The 14,398-nt window shown below is 64.3% G+C and carries 17 protein-coding genes; 4 read left to right on the forward strand and 13 right to left on the reverse strand.

Annotated elements, in window-relative coordinates; all coding sequences use genetic code 11:
* Positions 1-80: 80 nt before the first annotated feature.
* The 9 genes from J2S55_RS12445 to J2S55_RS12480 form a co-directional block, all read right to left on the reverse strand.
* Positions 81-1,271 (reverse strand): tyrosine-type recombinase/integrase, encoded by a 1,191-nt coding sequence (locus J2S55_RS12445; RefSeq protein ID WP_306875308.1) that lies wholly within the window; start codon positions 1,269-1,271, stop codon positions 81-83.
* Positions 1,271-1,525 (reverse strand): excisionase family DNA-binding protein, encoded by a 255-nt coding sequence (locus J2S55_RS12450; protein WP_184755292.1) that lies wholly within the window; start codon positions 1,523-1,525, stop codon positions 1,271-1,273. Before J2S55_RS12450 ends, J2S55_RS12445 begins: the two co-directional genes overlap by 1 nt.
* The gene (locus J2S55_RS48280) at positions 1,522-1,815 is read right to left on the reverse strand and encodes a hypothetical protein (protein WP_370879775.1); all 294 of its coding nucleotides are present in this window, start codon (positions 1,813-1,815) and stop codon (positions 1,522-1,524) included. The genes J2S55_RS12450 and J2S55_RS48280 overlap by 4 nt, the downstream gene beginning before the upstream one ends.
* Complete coding sequence (locus J2S55_RS12455; protein WP_370879641.1) at positions 1,727-3,271, reverse strand: replication initiator; 1,545 nt, start codon at positions 3,269-3,271, stop codon at positions 1,727-1,729. The genes J2S55_RS48280 and J2S55_RS12455 overlap by 89 nt, the downstream gene beginning before the upstream one ends.
* Positions 3,268-3,462 carry a hypothetical protein gene (locus J2S55_RS12460; RefSeq protein ID WP_306859991.1) on the reverse strand — a complete coding sequence of 65 codons (195 nt, stop codon included), beginning with the start codon at positions 3,460-3,462 and terminating at the stop codon, positions 3,268-3,270. The genes J2S55_RS12455 and J2S55_RS12460 overlap by 4 nt, the downstream gene beginning before the upstream one ends.
* On the reverse strand, positions 3,462-4,907 hold the full coding sequence (locus tag J2S55_RS12465; RefSeq protein WP_306859992.1) for an FtsK/SpoIIIE domain-containing protein: 1,446 nt from the start codon (positions 4,905-4,907) through the stop codon (positions 3,462-3,464). Before J2S55_RS12465 ends, J2S55_RS12460 begins: the two co-directional genes overlap by 1 nt.
* Positions 4,908-4,988: 81 nt before the next feature.
* A complete protein-coding gene (locus J2S55_RS12470) occupies positions 4,989-5,303 on the reverse strand; it encodes a hypothetical protein (RefSeq protein ID WP_306859993.1) in 315 nt (104 codons plus the stop codon).
* Complete coding sequence (locus J2S55_RS12475) at positions 5,300-5,572, reverse strand: hypothetical protein (protein ID WP_306859994.1); 273 nt, start codon at positions 5,570-5,572, stop codon at positions 5,300-5,302. The genes J2S55_RS12470 and J2S55_RS12475 overlap by 4 nt, the downstream gene beginning before the upstream one ends.
* Positions 5,572-6,003, reverse strand: coding sequence for a plasmid replication, integration and excision activator (locus J2S55_RS12480; protein ID WP_306859995.1), 432 nt, complete (start codon positions 6,001-6,003; stop codon positions 5,572-5,574). Before J2S55_RS12480 ends, J2S55_RS12475 begins: the two co-directional genes overlap by 1 nt.
* 189 nt (positions 6,004-6,192) lie before the next feature.
* Here J2S55_RS12480 and J2S55_RS48285 point away from each other — a divergent pair, with 189 nt between their 5' ends.
* On the forward strand, positions 6,193-6,795 hold the full coding sequence (locus J2S55_RS48285; RefSeq protein WP_370879776.1) for a GNAT family N-acetyltransferase: 603 nt from the start codon (positions 6,193-6,195) through the stop codon (positions 6,793-6,795).
* Here the strand turns inward: J2S55_RS48285 and J2S55_RS12485 are convergent.
* Both J2S55_RS12485 and J2S55_RS12490 read right to left on the reverse strand, forming a co-directional pair.
* Entirely contained in the window at positions 6,682-7,413 is a 732-nt protein-coding gene (locus tag J2S55_RS12485) for a GntR family transcriptional regulator (RefSeq protein ID WP_306859996.1), read from the reverse strand. The genes J2S55_RS48285 and J2S55_RS12485 overlap by 114 nt on opposite strands.
* A 271-nt stretch (positions 7,414-7,684) precedes the next feature.
* The gene (locus tag J2S55_RS12490; protein ID WP_306859997.1) at positions 7,685-7,975 is read right to left on the reverse strand and encodes a hypothetical protein; all 291 of its coding nucleotides are present in this window, start codon (positions 7,973-7,975) and stop codon (positions 7,685-7,687) included.
* Positions 7,976-8,322: 347 nt separating this feature from the next.
* On the opposite strand from J2S55_RS12490, the gene J2S55_RS12495 reads away from it, so the two are divergent.
* On the forward strand, positions 8,323-9,615 hold the full coding sequence (locus J2S55_RS12495) for an NsdA family TPR-like regulatory protein (RefSeq protein ID WP_306859998.1): 1,293 nt from the start codon (positions 8,323-8,325) through the stop codon (positions 9,613-9,615).
* Between the two features lie 172 nt (positions 9,616-9,787).
* Positions 9,788-11,515: an AIPR family protein gene (locus J2S55_RS12500; RefSeq protein ID WP_306859999.1), complete on the forward strand. Its 1,728-nt coding sequence runs from the start codon at positions 9,788-9,790 to the stop codon at positions 11,513-11,515.
* A 239-nt stretch (positions 11,516-11,754) separates the two neighbouring features.
* On the opposite strand, the gene J2S55_RS12505 is transcribed toward J2S55_RS12500, so the two are convergent.
* Complete coding sequence (locus J2S55_RS12505) at positions 11,755-12,369, reverse strand: hypothetical protein (protein WP_306860000.1); 615 nt, start codon at positions 12,367-12,369, stop codon at positions 11,755-11,757.
* Positions 12,370-13,057: 688 nt separating this feature from the next.
* Here J2S55_RS12505 and J2S55_RS12510 point away from each other — a divergent pair.
* The gene (locus J2S55_RS12510) at positions 13,058-13,480 is read left to right on the forward strand and encodes a 2-oxo acid dehydrogenase subunit E2 (RefSeq protein ID WP_306860001.1); all 423 of its coding nucleotides are present in this window, start codon (positions 13,058-13,060) and stop codon (positions 13,478-13,480) included.
* 60 nt (positions 13,481-13,540) lie between these two features.
* Here the strand turns inward: J2S55_RS12510 and J2S55_RS12515 are convergent, their stop codons facing one another.
* Positions 13,541-14,362 carry a hypothetical protein gene (locus J2S55_RS12515; RefSeq protein ID WP_306860002.1) on the reverse strand — a complete coding sequence of 274 codons (822 nt, stop codon included), beginning with the start codon at positions 14,360-14,362 and terminating at the stop codon, positions 13,541-13,543.
* Between the last annotated feature and the right edge of the window lie 36 nt (positions 14,363-14,398).

The raw sequence follows: 14,398 nt of genomic DNA on the forward strand, positions 1-14,398 counted from the left end.
AGCAAGAAAAGCCAGGTCAGGGATTGTTTCCCGACCTGGCTTCCGTACTTTCCGAGCCTCATTTCGATCTTCCGTGCCCGTTACGTGCCCGATCCCCTTTGATCTTCGTTCTTCCGTAGGGCCTCCTCGGCGAGCCTGCCCATGCTGTCGGCGATCATCTTGTCCCGCTCCTCCTCCGTGTGCAGATAGATCAGCGCCGCCCGCGTTGTCGAGTGCCCCATCCGGTTCATGAGCTCTCGGAGCGTCGCGCCCGACCGGGAGGCGAACGTGTTGCCCGTGTGGCGGAGATCGTGGAAGTGGACACCCGAGATCTTCGCCTCCTTGAGTGCCTTGGCCCAGATCCGGGTGAAGGCCGGCCGCCGCAGCATGGCCCCCTTCGCGCCCAGGAAGACATACGCCTCCTCGTGATCATCGGTGTACCTGTCCAGGTGCACGCGGAGTTCGGAGATCACCACTTCGGGCAGGGCCACGGTGCGCCTGCCCGCCGCGGACTTGGGTGGGCCGACGGTCACCGATCCGTCCTTAAGCTCGGTGGTGGACCTTGTGATCTTGACCGTCCGGGCGTCCAGGTCGAGGTTCTTGCGCTGGAGTGCCGCCAGCTCGCCCCATCGCAGACTGCCGAAAGTGGCCAGGAGCACCAGCGCCCGGAACCGTGGTTCGATCGCGCCGGCCAGGGTGAAGAGCTGTTCCATGGTCAGCGTCGGCCGCTCGGGCGACTCCTCCTTGCCGCCGCTCTTGATCTGGCACGGGTTGGACTTGATCATCTTGTCCTCCACCGCCGTGTTCATGATCGCCTTGAGCAGCCGGTACGCCTTGGCGACGGTGACCGGCCCGACTCCCCCGTCCAGGAGCGTCTTGCGCCACTTGCGCACGTGAGTCGCCTTGATCTCGCTCACGGCCAGGTTGCCGAAAGTCGGGACCAGGTGCAGGCGGAGCAAGCCCTCATAGAGCTGGACCGTCTTGGGCCGCAGGCCGGGGCGCTCGTCCACCCAGTCGGCGCCGTACTCCTTGAAGGACACCTTCCCGAGGTCCGGATTGCTCCAGTCCTCGGCGAGGATCTCGGCCTCCTTCTTGGTCAGCCAGATCTCGGCGTCGCGCTTGGTCGCGAAGGTCTCGGGGGCCGCCCGGTCGATGTCATCCGGCCCCTTGTAGCGAGCCTGGAACCGGCCGGACGGGAGTTGCCGAACGCGTCCGAAACGCCTCTTGGCCGTCTTCCTTCCAGCCGAACGCCGGGACTCTTCCCCGGGGGTGGAAACAGCGGACTTGGCCATCACGCGGCCCTCCTGCGTCGTGTGGTGGTGATCGGTTCGACCAGTCCCGCCGCGATGAACGCCTCAAGCGCCGCTTCGGGGATACGGACGTTGCGTCCGACATGAATGAAGGTGATCCGGCGTTCCTCGATCAGGCGACGGGGGAAGCGGACCGAGGTGTTGAGCCGTTCGGCGGCCTCTTCGACGGTGAGCAACCGGCCCTGCGCCAGTTCGGGCAGGAGCGAGACGGGCTCTTCGTTGATCTTCCTGGTCATGCGGCCACCCCCGGCGGTGAAGTTGCCGAAAGGTCTTCGATGGGTCGTCCGTCCGCTCTGGCTTGGAGTTCGAGGAGGCGTCTTCGGGTGCGGTGCCGATTGGCGACGCCCCGGAGGAGGCGCTTGGCCAGCGGAGTGCGGGTCGGGTCCTTGGTGGAGACCGGCCGCCAGACGTAGCGGTGCGGGTCGGTAGGCGTCTCGTCAGGCAGGCCGAGCGCATCGAGCACCCAGGCCCGGCGATCCTGCTTGTGTTCGCGCAGGGTCTTGTTCGACCACTTGCGCGAGACCAGGACCCGACGACCGGCGTAGCCGAGGTGTTCGGGCTTGTGAGCCTTGCTGCGGCACCGCCTTGCTGCGGCACCGGCCCGGCACCATGCCCGCCTTGGCGCCCTTGGGCTGCACGCCGTACCGCAGCCAGTTCGCACACGTCGGCGAGCACGGTTCGTAGCGCAGCGCCTCGACCATCCGAGCAGCGTGATCACGCCGCGCGTGGTAGCCGATGTCATCGGGGTCGAGGGTCTCCCCCAGGCTCTTGGTCAGGTACTTCGTCAGATAGCCGATGCGCTTGTGAGCGTCCGGCGACCCGGCGACGATGCCCTGAACATCGACCTGATCACCGAAGCGGAGCACGTGCAGCGGTTCCGCCTCGTCGTCCTGGTCGAGCTTGTCGAGCGCCTCGTCCCAGGTGGGCAGCAGTTCCCCCGTGGCAGGGTCGAGGTAGTCCCCCGCCTGCCCGTCCGAGTTCGGCTCAGCGAGTTCATCTCGCGCAGCCCATACCGGCAGATGGTCACCGTCGAAGCGGACCTCATCCACCGACGGCCACCACACCTGGTGATAGGTCGCGGCGGCGATGGCCTTGATCTCCGCGCGGGGCAGGGTGCCGCGGATCGCCATATGAAGATGTGGAGCAAGCCGCTTCTGCGGTTCGACGGTGGCGAAGTACTGGACGTCATAGCCGGCCACCCGGCGGAGGTTCTGCACGAACCGGTCGACGAGCTTGGAGAAGTGCAGCGCATCACGAGCCGCACGGGCGTAGTCGTAGCTGGTGGGATCGACCGGCACGCCCTGACCGGCCCGGATCTTGCCGTAGGAGGGCAGGGTGAGGGTGACGAATAACGACGGCCGGTAGACCCTGCCATCGGAGCCGGTGAAGGTCCGGCCGAGGGTGGTGTCTGTCCTGGCCCGCTTGGGCAGGTCCGGAGCATCCTGCCGCCTGCGAGTGGAGCGGGAGCGCTTGGGAGCTGTCCGGCCGCCCAGGACGTTGCCCCGCATCCCGGCGGCGTTGATCTCTGCGTCGATTCCGGCGATGGCCTCGTCCCAGTCGCCGGTGTCCTCGCCGTCGCGGTCGGCCTGGTCGCGCTTGGCCTGCACGTCGGCGCGGAATTCGATCAGCCATCGCTGTTCTTCGGTGGAGGGGTTGGGTTCGGCGACCGGCTCGGCCTCCAGGTGCCAGCCCTCGCGACACTGAGCCATCCGGAGTTGTCTGTTGCGCTTGGCGCACGGCGGGCACTTGGCCTCTTGGGTGGCACCACAGGGGAGGTCGAAAGGTTCGGTCATGCCGGTGTGAGTGTCGAGCCGTCGCAGTTCGATGGGCCGGATGCAGACGCCGTTGTTCTTGGCGACCTCCACGGCGACGTCCAGGGCCAGGGGGAGGGTCTGTCGGACCAGCCGGGGAAGCGTGCGGTCCGAGGCGTCCACCGGGGTATCGGCCGAAGCGGTGGAGGAGCCTGTGAGGGGGTCGGTCACATGGTCTCCTCTCGGCCGATCAGGTCAGCGCAGAGCCGGTAGGCGTCGCCATAGGGGTCTTTGCGGAGTCGGGCGGTGTCGAGATCGACGATCAGCGTCACCTCGGCGAGGTCGCAGCCGTCGAAGGTCCGCAGGCGCCGGAACGGCAGACCGTCGATCTCGGCCGGGGTGCCGTGAATGGTGATCCTCATCAGGCCGCGTCTCCCATCTCGATCGGCGTGGTGTCGCCGGTGAACAGAGCCGCCATGTCCCTGATGTCGGTATCGGAGACGTAGGCCGCGCGGACCCGGATCGGGTCGGGTGAGGATTCGAGTCGGACGTAGGCGACGCCCGCGCCCTGCTCCGGGCGAGGGGAGATCAGGTCGGCCAGGGCGCCCCGGTCCCGAGCGCCGTCACCGAGGACCATGTCCACCTGTTCGGACTCGTCCAGCCGAAGCGCGATCTTGTCGGGGAACAGGTTGCGGATGTTCATGACCTCCTTGCGCGGGTCTTGGAGGGCGGCCATGACGCCGACGCCGACCGCCCGCCCTTGGGTGGTGAGCGTGGCCAATGCGGCGGAGATGCGGACCTTGAGGCCCTTGTCGGACTGGTAGGCGGTCAGGAACGCGACCTCGTCGACGAGCACCAGGAGGAACGGGTCTTCAGTGGTGGGAATGTGGTTGCGCTGGACTCCGGCGAACCGGCCCGCCCTCTCCTGCATGATCTTGACCGCTGCTTCCAGCAGGTCGGCGCACGCGGCCGGGTCGGCGGCGTAGTGGTCACCGAAGATCGCACGGCCGAAGGACAGTTCCATGAGCTTGGGATCCAGCGCCCATACCTGGACCAGGCCGGCCCGCATCGCAGGGAGGAGACCCCGGATGGCCGACCACAGGAACGAGCCCTTGCCTGCCCCGGTCGCCCCGGCGATGAGGACATGTGTGCCGTGGACCTTGAGCCGGTAGGGGGAGCCGTCCTCCTGCTTGCCGATCTCGATCGGCCCGACCGAAGCTTCCGCGGGGATGGCGACAGCCGGCAGCGGGACGGCCAGCGGGTCACACCGGGGGAAGGTCAGCCGCAGACGACCCGACCGCTCCACGGTGACCCGGCACGAGGTCGCGCCGAAGCCGTGAGCGAGGTGGTCGATACGGTCGGCCCAGTCCTTGACCGACTGCCCGCTGATCATTTTCACCGTGAGCACGTCGGCCCAGAAGGTGCAGCGGATACGGATGAGCCGGGGCAGGTAGTCACGGCCGCGCACGTGCCGGCCGAGACCGGAGACGATCATTACCGGTTGCCAGTGCCGCCGATAGACCCAGACCAGCCGCCACCAGGCCAGCAGCCGCCAGCCGATCCAGCGGTTGAACGAGGTCCGCTCGAAGAACGCCCAGGGGATGAGGACCGAGACCGGGGCAGTGACCGCGATCAAGGCGGCACGCCAGTCGTACATGGTCCAGATAACGCCGGGGACGGCGACGACGGCCGAGGCGATCGGGTGCCGCCAGAGCAGGCGTACGGCGCCGACCAGCAGCCGCCAGGCGAAGATGACGAGGGTGACGATGGCCGGGGTCTGAACCACCGCCGGGCGGAAGACCACGGCGGTGTCGGGGGTGGTGGAGACGAGGTGTTGCGCCTCGTCTCCAGGCAGTTTTTTGAACATTAGGCTTGAGCCCTCTCTTGATTCGCATCCGGGGAGATGAGGGGCCGCCGGAAGGACCAGTTCCAGCGGCCCCGCCTCATGTCAGGCCGCGCTCTCGCCGGCCCGGTCGGGGTTGTCCTGCTGCTGGGTGTGCAGGCGCTGGCATTCGGCCAGGTAGCACGCGGCGGCGTCGGTGATCTTCCGGGCCAGGGCGACATCGGCGGCGGTGACCGGCCCCGCTCCGGTGGTGGAGATCTTCAGCTCGCCCTCGGCGCTGTAGAAGTCCAAGGTCGGCCGTCCCTCTCCGACGCCCAGCACCATGACCTGTAGGTCGGCGGTGTAGAAGGCGACGTTGAGCCGGGTTACTCCCTCGTCGATCGACGCGGTCAGGTAGGTGTAGGGCTTGCGCTCGCTCACGCCGCCACGCCCCGTCCGTTGGCCAGGCCGTGGAAGGAGCGCTCGACCGAGCGGGCGAACCGGTCGGCCTCGTGGGCGAGCTGGCGGGCGAAGGCGACGTCGGCGCCGGTGACCTGGTCGCCGGCCGTGGTGGTGACCAGGACCGACAGGGCGCCGAAGTCGAGCGTCAGGACCGGCGTGCGGGCCGGGTAGGGGTGGCTGGTCGCGCGGGCACCGCGACCGGTGTTGAGGGTGATGATGCTGACGCGGTGGGTTCTGCGGCGGGTCATCAGGCGGCGTCCTTTGCGGTGGTGGCGGTGTTCTTGGTGGGAGCGGGAGTGGCAGCGGAACGGGGAGCGCGCATCGCGCGGACCTTGATCGAGTAGGCGAGGCGTCCGGTGCCGTTGACGTAGGGGGTGACGGTGACGTGGTCGAACTCGACCGGGGTGAAGGGCAGGCCCGGCATGGGGGCCGGGGGGACGGGCTGGACGGGGGCGAGGATCTTGACGGCCACGGTCTTCTGTCCGGGCTTGACGGTGGGGTCGGCGTCCATGACCGCGACCTGCCACACCAGTTCTCCGGACTGCTTGTCGCGGGACTGGACGAAGCGGCCGTTGGTGGAGGCGTCGAAGTCCTTGACCGGCTCAACCTCTCCGACGACGTAGCAGCCGTGCGGGAAGACCATGTCGAAGCCGACGGGGATGGGTCCTTGCAGAGCCATGATGGCACTCCTCTTGCCGAGTGATAGACACTTAATCTGTCAAGTGATGCTCTGAGAGTAGAGCTGCGAAACTTGCTAGGTCAAGTGCCTAGGAGCAGGGGACATCCTTCTAACCATTGCGACAGGTACATCAAGAGCCTTCCGCCCCGGACGTCGCGCTGGAAAACTGGAGCCGTGGACGACGGGGTTGTGCGCTTGGAGCCATGGGGCGATGAGGACGCGGCCTGGTATGCGGAGACTGTGCGCGACCCAGAGATTCAGCGCTTCACTACCGACTCGCCGACTCTGGACGCCGCACAGGTTCAAGCTGCCATCAATCGCCTGCGCAGCGCCGACAACGAAGAGGGCTTTCTCATCCGTGACGCGGCGTCTGGCGCGCCTCTGGGCAACATCGCTTTAGCCCATAACGGGCAGGCAGGAGAGGTGTCTTACTGGCTGGCGCCCGAGGCCCGGGGGCAGGGAGCAGCGACCCGGGCTCTGGTCTTGTTCACTGCGTGGATCTTCAAGAACACCACGTTGACCGAACTCCGCCTGCGGGCGCATCAAGACAACGTGGCATCACAGAAAGTCGCCCTACGCGCAGGCTATCGGCGTGATCCACAGCGCGACGGTCGCCAAGAGGTCAAAGGGCATGGTGTGGCCAATGCTCGGCTTCGCGTTGGCCCGGCCCGAACCGGCCTAACTCAGCGGGTATGCATCCTCCAACTCGTGGCGGTCAGCGGGGAGCAGCACCTCCACCACGGCCAGAGCCGTACCCGAGGCATCCCGAACCGCTCCGTAGACCGCCAGTAGCGGCGTGTTCTTCGGCATGCCGAGTCGCTTGGCCTCATCCGTGGCGGGCATGCGGGCGGTGATCTGTTCCACGATGTGATCGAACCGCACGCCCTTACGGGACTGGAGGTGCTCGCGAAGTCCCTGCGGGAGCGGGTCGGCACTGGTCAGGTCGGTGCCCTCGGACAGCTCCAGCGGCACCCACACCGAGACGACCTCAGTGGGTTCGCCGTCCCGGCTGACCAAGCGCCGGCGCAGGAACGCCTTGGTCTTCGGGGCGAGTCCGAGCAGGGCCGCAATGCGGTTAGGTACGGCTACCGCCGCCGCTTCGATCACCTCACCGGCCGACGCGGTCTCCGGGGCGGTCAGGTACGCCTGTCCGGGGCGGGGCTGTTCCGCCGAGGCCATCGCCGGACGGCCGCGCACGAACCGGCCCTTGCCCTGCTGGGAGTCGATCCATCCCTGCTCGCGCAGCACCCGGAGGGCGGCGACGACGGTGGGCCGGGAGACGCCGAACTCGTTGATGAGCTGGTTCTCACTGGGCAGCAGCGAGCCCGGCGGGTAGTCCCCCGACTCGATGCGCCGTTGAAGCGCCTGCACGAGCTGTGCGTACTTCGGCGGTACGGACTCTAGCGACATTACGACCGTCCATCACCCGACAGGTTGTTTTACCAAGTTAGAGCGTAACTTGGCTTTCCTCACCTGTCACGCGACCGGCAGACAGGGAGGCCAGAGAAGACAGCCAAGACACGAGCCCGGCAGGCAGACAGCGGGGGAAAGACGTGCGGTACGGGGGCGGACTGCACGCACCGGCCTGTCTGCCTGCCGGGAGATGAAAGGCGCGACGGGGCAGGGGCAACGCTCCCCGGACCCCTCCTGACCGGGGAGCTCACCGCCCCGCCGCGCCCGCCTATAGACCGATGTAGTCGGCCAAAACTTGGGCCGCGCCCGGCACGTCGCTCACCGGATGGCGCTTTTCGGCGGACTGCCAGGAGAAGTAAGCGCCGCCGTAGCCGACGAACACCCACACCGGCAGCCCCACCTGTGGACGGGGGATCATCAGCGCGGTGTCGTTGTCGCGCAGCTCCGCCCGGACCCCGAGCGGGAGCAACGCATCGCGCAGGAGCGTGAGGAGAAGGGCCTCACTCTGCTGCTGCTGTTCGGACAGGTAGGCCGCGGCGGTCTGCATGATCGGATTCATCTGGCGTTCCTTTCGGCCCGGCCGCTTGCGAGGCAGTCGAGACATTGCTGTTCTCCGTGTGTCTCGTGGTCATCGCTGCTCTCGCCGAGGAGAAGGGCACGGCGCGAGCTGCGCAGCTTGGTTCCACGTCCCCGGCACGCGGGGCAGGGGCGTGTCTCGCTGGTCTCGTCTGGCCGGGTCACCGTCGCCATCTCCTCGTTTTGATCCGCGCTCCCTGCGGCGGAAGGCGGGCTGACGTACCGTGGTTGCTTGATGGCAAGTCCACCGGCAATTCACGAATGGCAGGACCCCCGAAAAGCCCCCCTTCTTTCCCCCTCTTGAGCCCCCAGCCGCGAGGAAGACCCGAGATGCCAGACAACATCCCGAATGTCCAACTCCGAGCGTGGCGTAATGAGCACCAGCTCACTCGCGCTGATATGGCCGACCGAATTAACGCCACTCCGGCCGGTATCGCCGAACATCTGAATTGCGATGAGGAGCGGATCAGGCGATGGGAGGCCGGGGAGGTCTCATGGCCGCACACCTCCTACCGGCTCGCCCTCACACAACTGACCGGACTGCAGCCCGGAGCTCTGGGATTCCGTCAGAACCGGCGCGGTCAGAGTCGCCTGATCGAGGCCACCGTGATGCCTCCCGTGGATGCGCTCCGGGCCGAGGCCGACCTGTACGGAACGATGGAACTCGCCCAGCAACTCCAGGCTTCCGATGTCGGGAACGGCACACTTGAAGCGCTCTCCGAGGCCGTCGATCTGCTGTGCCGGGCCTATCCGGTCGTTTCCGCCGCCACATTGCGCGACCGGACACAGAAGCGCCTCGCTCAGGTCACCCGACTGTTGTCCGGCCGGATCACCCTCGACCAGCACCGTGAGCTCCTGGTCATCACAGGATGGCTGACCGCGCTACTGGGATGCGTTCATTACGACCTGGGCGAGCGGGAGGAGGCCGAGACCGCCCGCCGTGCCGCCTACGAGATGGGTCGCCAGGTCGGGCACGGCGAACTCATGGGCTGGGCTTACGAGATGTCTGCGTGGTTCGCCCTAGTCGAAGGCCGCTACGAGGATGTGGTGACCTCCTCCCGCATGGGCCAGGCCGCCGCCGGCCAGTCCAGTGCCATGGTCCAACTCACCCTGCAAGAGGCCCGCGGCTTGGCCCGCATCGGCGACCGCCGCGAAGCCGACAGAGCCCTCACTCGTGGAGCCGACATCCTCGCCACACTCCCGATCCCCGGAAACCCCGACCATCACTTCGTGTTCGACCACGCCAAGTGGGTCTTCTACGCTGCCACCGCCTACACCTGGCTTGAGGACAACGACCGCGCCGAAGAACACGCCCTCGAAACAATCCAGATGCACACCCGACCCGACGGCACCTCCAATGCCCCCATGCGCGTCGCTGATGCTCACATCGACCTCGGTATCGTCCACGCCCGACGCGGCGACCTCGACGCGGCCGTGGAACAGGGTATAGCCGCGTTCGAAATCGATCGCCGATCCCTCACGGACCTCGTCAACCGCGCCGCAGACCTCGATCGGGTTATTAGGCAGCGCTACCGCAGGGAAGCCCTCGCAAGCGAATTCCACGAGCGCTTCGTTATCGCCCGCCGCGCACTCAGCACGCGCCAACTCGATCTGCTTGATTAGGAAACAGGGCAAATTGGGACAATATACGAAATAATTCACAATCGGTAGATTAGATGACTATCTAGCCTGAATGTGATTCGCCTTAAGTGGCATGGATCCAACAACTTACAAGTGCTACAGTACATGCCATCTCGCACTAGAAGCCAAATAATCCCCACCAAGGAGTATAAGTATGGACAAAATCACAGCCAGCCAGCTCGGCGAATTTATTGAAACGCGGCAACTAAAAAAACTTTCGCAATCTGAGCAGTTTGAAGCATTTGCGGCTCACTGCGTCGTTTCCGCCGAATACGACGATGCGTTCGAGCCAGAAGACCTACGAACCGGCGGCGGGAACGATCTCGGATTCGATGCAGTCGCCCTGATTGTAAACGGGGACCTCGTTGAAGACGTTGAAGAAATTAGAGATCTAAAAGATCGCAACAATTACCTTCAGGCACGCATAATAATAGTTCAGGCACGCACCACAAGTGGGTTCACTGGAACTACTATCACCGATCTAGCGGACAATATATGTGATTTCTTTGCAGAGACCCCCACACTCCCAATGAATGCCGATGTTTTAGCATTCAAGCAACTAATTGATGAACTTTATAAGCACAGCACATCATTCCGTCGCGGCGCACCGGATCTCGTAATTCGGTACGTTACCACTGGAACATGGGACGAAGACCCACATCTGCGCGCGAAGTTGAACGGCGCCATTAAACGTTTAAAATCACTAAACCTCTTCGAAGAAGTTAGCTTCTCATGTTTCGGCGCGAAGGAAATACAGGCACTCTATCGCCAGTCAGAGAATAGTGTAGAGGCGTCGTTTGATTTCCCCAACTCTATCGTTCTACCTGACATAGAAGGCGTGGAAGGGGCTCACATCGGAATCGTCAAATCATCAGAATATTTGAAGCTTATAACTGATAGCGCAGGGAATATCAGAAGGTCGCTATTCTACGACAACGTTCGAGACTTCCAGGACTACAACGAAGTTAATCGCGGGATCAGGGAAACTCTTGCAAGTCCAGAGAAGCGCGATAGGTTTGTGGTTCTAAATAATGGAATCACAATCGTAGCGCGAGAAATACAGACAACGAGAAACACGTTCACGCTCCGTGACTATCAGATAGTCAACGGATGCCAAACGAGTCATGTCGTGTTCGACGAACGCGACAATCTCGGAGATAGTGTCTATCTGTCGATTAAGGTCATCGTAACACGTGACGAAGATGTAGCTAGCACTATTACAGCAGCTACAAATAAGCAGACACAAGTAAGCGACGAAGATCTTCAAGCCCTGGAGAACTTCCAGAAGGAATTGGAAGACTTCTTTGTTGCTCATCCTGTTGAGCACAAGCTCTACTATGAGCGTCGCTCGAAGCAGTACGCCAGCGTAAGCGGTCTTGAGAAGACTCGGATTATCACGCGCCCACAGCTAGTTAGGGCCTACGCAGCGATGTTCCTAGATGAGCCATGGCGCGCAGGAAGGTACTACCGAGAGCTCCAGAAAATAAGAAAAGACGAGATTTTTGCAGAAGGGGATAATCCGTACCCGTACTACGCCGCAGCCGTGGCATATTACAGGCTAGATTACTTCTTTCGAAACCCTTATGTTCCAACGAAGTATAAGCCCGCAAGATATCAACTCCTAATGGCAATTAGGCATCTCATTCACGGCTCCACAAAAGCCCCCACAAAGAAAAGGGATCTGGAAAAATATTGTGAGCGAATCACGGATGTTTTATGGGACCCAACGGAAGGGCTAAATCTTGTCGCTCAGCTACTTCCTCTGGTAGACGAGGCAGTCACAGAGACCGAAGCCGACGGGATCCTGGATCGCGATACAGTCCGTACGCAAACCTTTACAGACCTAATTGCCAAGAAAGTAAATCAGTTGCGAGCTAGTTGATTGCTGCACAGCGTCTTCCGCTCGCATCTTGCCGAATTGTTCTTGTAGGTATCAAGCGGCGGCGCGCCGCGCCGCCGTACCCGGCCCTCTACCGCCCGCCGTCCGGGCGTGCGGCGTGGGCGCCGGTCCCGGCCGGCGGCGCCCGGGCCGTAGCCACACTGCGCACCCGCCGCAACCGATGCACCCACCGACCTGAGCGACGCACCGCCGCCTCCTGATCATTGGGACCGTCGGCCTCATCATTGGCAGTTGGTCGGGTCTTGTCCCTCGCGGTCAAACTTCTCCTGGGAGATTACCGTGTCTATCGAGATGAACTCTGTGTCGACCCCGTCGATTGGGGTCTTCAGGGGAATCTCCTTCACGCCCTGAACAAGGACTTGGCCCGGCTTGAGTCTTGCCACGCTCTCGGCCGTGAAGCTGACCCAGGAGGTGTTGATCCTACTGTTGCCTCTCCCCTTGCCGCCGAATGCGTTATAGGTGACCCCCGGTTTTAGGACAAGCGGCTTCGGTTCCGCTGTCCAACCGCCGGTCGGGGCGTCAAGGCGTACCGATGCACTCTGCCCGTCCAGGTCTGGCGCACTGAACTCCGCGTCCTCGACCGAGTGAGTGGATGCGGTGATACTCGGAAGATTCGAATGATCACCCAAGGTGTCGGCCCCCAATACACCGGAGTACGGTTCGTCGTGGGAAACGATCACATCCTCTGGTGTGGCGCCATCGCACCACGCTAAAACAATGATCGGATGGCCCGCCGCATCGACGCTGACCCCGGTCGACCCGGCTATGGGCGGCGTGCAGGCCGTGGCGCCCATGATGACTACGACTGCCAGTGTGATTTTCAGCCATCGCCCCATATTCGTAGGGTAAGAAGCATCGGCTTTACCCCATAGGCCCGTGATCTTATCGGCGCCCGACTGTTACAGCTCGCGTTGATGTCTGCGAACGCCAGGTGCGCCCCACGCGCTTCCCCGGACCTGCCGCCGTGGTCCACGTTCACAACTTACGCTCGTCTCCCGCAGCCCTGACGATCGCCTTGCGGTAGTTGATCTCCGTACATGGTCGGGGGCGATCGACGGTCCGGGGTTTCGTTCCTCAACCCCGGCCCACCGAGCACCAGGACGACGAAGGCGCAGACGGTCCCCGTGCCCGTTACGTGCCCGTCAGGAGGGTGATCAAGGGGGACTCGCGGGGAATCATGGGTACTCGACCCGCTCCCCCACAGGTCAGCGTCTTCCCAGTTCAGCGACCAGGCGCGATAGAGACTTCCCAAGCTGACAGCGCGGGTTCGATTCCCGTCACCCGCTCCACTCCAAAGGCCCAGGTCAGGGATAGATTCCCGACCCGGGCCTTGATCATTTCTGGCGCCTGTTCGATGACCCAGCGCGTGCGGGTGTTGAAGCCACTGCGCCGGAGGGGGCCGCCCGGACGTAGTCGTAGGTCTCCAGGTCGACGGGAGTGCCGTCCTGCCGGAGGACGTGACCCCGCGAGCCAGCGGTCCAGGTGGGGCAGGACCGCGTCCTCCCTCGCGCTGACGCTGCGGGGATGGTCGATCTTGTTGGCTATACCGCACTCCTGCGGATAGCGACAGCGGTGATGAGGCAACTGGTTCGCCCAGTTGCCTTCCATCCGGCGAGTGCAGACTCCGCGGAACATGCAGCCGCGCAAGGCGTACTCGCCAGGGCGCTCGGTGAGCTGACCGGGACCGCGCGGTCGGGCAAGACGCAGCCGGCCGAGATGTCGGGCGGCACGATCACGATCATCAACCCGGGCGAGTCGACGATCCTGGCGTTCGGCCAGATCAAGGACTTGCCGTGGGTCGTCGACGGTCAGCTCGCCGTACGGAAGGTGACCACGCTGGCATTGTCGTTCGATCACCGGATCATCGGCAGCGAGCTCGGTTCGCTGTTCCTCCGCGACGTGGGGGCGATGCTCGTGGATCCGCTGCGCATGCTCGTTTGGAGCTGAGAAGACGACGGAGGGCCCGGATCGCGTTGATCCGGGCCCTCCGTCGCTCGGTGTCGCCTGTCAGCCAGTGACCGGGATGTCGGTCTTCACCGGCGTCGGGGTGGGCGCGGGCTTGGGCTCGTCCTGCGTCTGCGTGACGTTCTCGTCCCACTCGGTCCAGTCGTGGATCACCGTCCCGCGATCACCCTTATCGGAGTGGGTGGGGGTCGGCGTGCTGCTCGGCGTCGGCGTCGAGGTGGGCGTCCGCGTGGGAGTGGGCGTCGCAGTGGGTGTGGAAGTCGGGGTCGGAGTCGAAGTGACCGTGGGCGTCACCGTCGGCGTGGGGGTGGGGGTGGGGGTGGGGGTGGGGGTGGGGGTGGGGGTGGGGGTGGGGGTGGGGGTGGGGGTGGGCGTCGGGGTGGGCGTCACCGTCGGCGTGGGGGTGGGCGTCACCGTCGGCGTGGGCGTCGGCGTGGGGGTGGGCGTCGGGGTGGGCGTGGGCGTGGGCTCACACTTGACCCAGAACACCTTGTGCTTGGGCGCGCCGTGCTTCCCCGCGAAGGTCCAGAACAGCTTGTAGTGCCCGTTCGGCAGTGTCATGTCGACCGTACGGCCATGCCCGTCCTCGTCGAGCACGAGGGTGCCGCTCTTCACCGTGGTCTTGTCGCCCGTGGGCGGCCAGGACTTGATATTCCAGCTCACCTGCTCGGCCGCGTCGAAGTTGAACCCGACCAGGTAGAACACACAGACGTGCGGCTCATTGCGCTGATCGTCCTCCGGCGTCGTCCACTTGTGGATCTTGACGTCGCCGTTGTCGCCGGGCGGTTTCGGTTTCCCCTGGACCGTTCCCGCTGAGGCTGTATTGGAGATGGCGAGCACCGCGAGCGCTGCCACTGCGAGCATGAGTGCCGCTGCGATCCAGCGACGGACTGGAGAGAG

The sequence above is a fragment of the Streptosporangium brasiliense genome, from assembly GCF_030811595.1.
GTDB lineage: Bacteria > Actinomycetota > Actinomycetes > Streptosporangiales > Streptosporangiaceae > Streptosporangium > Streptosporangium brasiliense.

Bases quoted from the DNA above. Each gene is read 5' to 3' on its own strand.
- J2S55_RS12445 (WP_306875308.1), bottom strand. From the start codon at position 1,271: ATGGCCAAGTCCGCTGTTTCCACCCCCGGGGAAGAGTCCCGGCGTTCG.
- J2S55_RS12450 (WP_184755292.1), bottom strand. From the start codon at position 1,525: ATGACCAGGAAGATCAACGAAGAGCCCGTCTCGCTCCTGCCCGAACTG.
- J2S55_RS12460 (WP_306859991.1), bottom strand. From the start codon at position 3,462: ATGAGGATCACCATTCACGGCACCCCGGCCGAGATCGACGGTCTGCCG.
- J2S55_RS12465 (WP_306859992.1), bottom strand. From the start codon at position 4,907: ATGTTCAAAAAACTGCCTGGAGACGAGGCGCAACACCTCGTCTCCACC.
- J2S55_RS12475 (WP_306859994.1), bottom strand. From the start codon at position 5,572: ATGACCCGCCGCAGAACCCACCGCGTCAGCATCATCACCCTCAACACC.
- J2S55_RS12480 (WP_306859995.1), bottom strand. From the start codon at position 6,003: ATGGCTCTGCAAGGACCCATCCCCGTCGGCTTCGACATGGTCTTCCCG.
- J2S55_RS12485 (WP_306859996.1), bottom strand. From the start codon at position 7,413: ATGTCGCTAGAGTCCGTACCGCCGAAGTACGCACAGCTCGTGCAGGCG.
- J2S55_RS12490 (WP_306859997.1), bottom strand. From the start codon at position 7,975: ATGAATCCGATCATGCAGACCGCCGCGGCCTACCTGTCCGAACAGCAG.
- J2S55_RS12495 (WP_306859998.1), top strand. From the start codon at position 8,323: ATGCCAGACAACATCCCGAATGTCCAACTCCGAGCGTGGCGTAATGAG.
- J2S55_RS12500 (WP_306859999.1), top strand. From the start codon at position 9,788: ATGGACAAAATCACAGCCAGCCAGCTCGGCGAATTTATTGAAACGCGG.
- J2S55_RS12505 (WP_306860000.1), bottom strand. From the start codon at position 12,369: ATGGGGCGATGGCTGAAAATCACACTGGCAGTCGTAGTCATCATGGGC.
- J2S55_RS12510 (WP_306860001.1), top strand. From the start codon at position 13,058: ATGGTCGATCTTGTTGGCTATACCGCACTCCTGCGGATAGCGACAGCG.
- J2S55_RS12515 (WP_306860002.1), bottom strand. From the start codon at position 14,362: ATGCTCGCAGTGGCAGCGCTCGCGGTGCTCGCCATCTCCAATACAGCC.